The 1,482-nt window shown below is 43.4% G+C and carries 1 protein-coding gene; it reads right to left on the minus strand.

The window, feature by feature from the left end:
- Nucleotides 1-54: 54 nt before the first annotated feature.
- Entirely contained in the window at nt 55-1,389 is a 1,335-nt protein-coding gene (locus FTV11_RS16900) for an ISNCY family transposase (protein WP_180074509.1), read from the minus strand.
- Between the last annotated feature and the right edge of the window lie 93 nt (nt 1,390-1,482).

The following is a 1,482-nucleotide window of genomic DNA, read 5'->3' on the forward strand; positions in this document are numbered from 1 at the left end:
TGCTATTCACCAATTAAAATGTCTATGCGATAAACCATTTAAAATGTCCTGTTTTTAACTGCAAGAGTCAAGAACAGGATTTAAATATCTTTGTTCAATAACAGCTTTCTGAGCTTTACGACTCGGCATACTTTTCTTGAGACGGGAACGTTTATTCTGTTTCTCCAACTCCTCATGTTGCTGCTGGATATGGGCCAGAACCGAACCTAATCTTTTATTCTCAACAACTGCATTTTGCTGTAGTCCAGCCAGTTTATTGAAGGTGCTATAGTTGATCTTCCGTCCTTCGTGCATGATGGCCACAGTACCATCTGGATACTCTAAAAATGTTATGTATTGCCCAACAAGTTTGTGGTTCAGTGGTGTTGGCTCAAGCATATAAATACACTTGTCATACGTGATAGTCAGATTCTTCGTGACCTTACGCGGTTCCTGCCAGGTAAAAATATCCTCTAGCTCAGCATCAGATTCCGTTAAAGGTCGATGCAAGTTCTTCGAGTTTCTCGCACACTTGGCAAACTTCTGATTGAACTGCTCAATGAAGCAGGGCAGCCAAGCATTGGCCTCGGTAATTGAGCAGATGCCTTCCAAACGCATTTCCTTGATCAGGCGATCCTGCAGAGTTCTGTTGGCGCGTTCCACACGTCCTTTGGCCTGTGGTGAGTTGGCAAAGATAATATCGATGTTTAATTCGTTGAGAATCCTGCCAAATTGCGTGATCTGGCTGTCTTGCTTGGATTTCTGATTGACTCGAAATACTGAGTGTTTATCGCTATAAAAGGCCAAAGGCTTGCCGTATTGCTCAATGTAGGCTCGGGTTGAAAGCATATAATCAAAGGTCGTTTCGGCCTCACAAAAGCGCAGATGCAACAGCTTTCCAGTGGCATCATCAATATAAACCAACAAGCAGCATTTAGCGTCACGTCCTTCAAACCAATCGTGATATGAGCCATCAATCTGGATTAGCTCACCAAAGCAATCGCGGTTATATCGAGGTTGATATGGACGTTTCTGGCGCTTGGATCGCGGAATCCAGAGACCATTTGCAGTCATCCAGCGCCGAAGCGTTTCTACAGGGATATTCAGGTCAAACATGCTGTTGAGCTTCTCATGCGCCAAGGTGGGACCAAAGCCCAGCAGATGTTCAGAAATAAAGGAAAGGCACTTTGATTTTAACAAGTCATCATGACGACGATGACCCGGTTGACCACGACTGGCATGTGCCAGACCTGAAACACCGTCTTGATTGAGCTTGTGCAATAATCGAGTAATTTGGCGTGTTGAAAGATTCAGGATTTCAGCAGCACGGACTTGTGTAATACGTCGATCGCGAACGTCTTGCAGAACTGCAAGACGTTGAATTTCTTTGTCAGACATAGTGATCAGCATCTATATTTTATATCCAGTCCATGGTGATAAAAATCATCATAAACCAGACATTTTTATTGGTGAGAATATAGACACTTTAAATGGGTTCTAACA

Origin of the sequence: Acinetobacter sp. YH12231, assembly GCF_013417755.1 — a bacterium.
Lineage (GTDB): Bacteria > Pseudomonadota > Gammaproteobacteria > Pseudomonadales > Moraxellaceae > Acinetobacter > Acinetobacter amyesii.

Coding starts and splice junctions, on each gene's coding strand:
- FTV11_RS16900 (WP_180074509.1), bottom strand. CDS start 1,389: ATGCTGATCACTATGTCTGACAAAGAAATTCAACGTCTTGCAGTTCTG.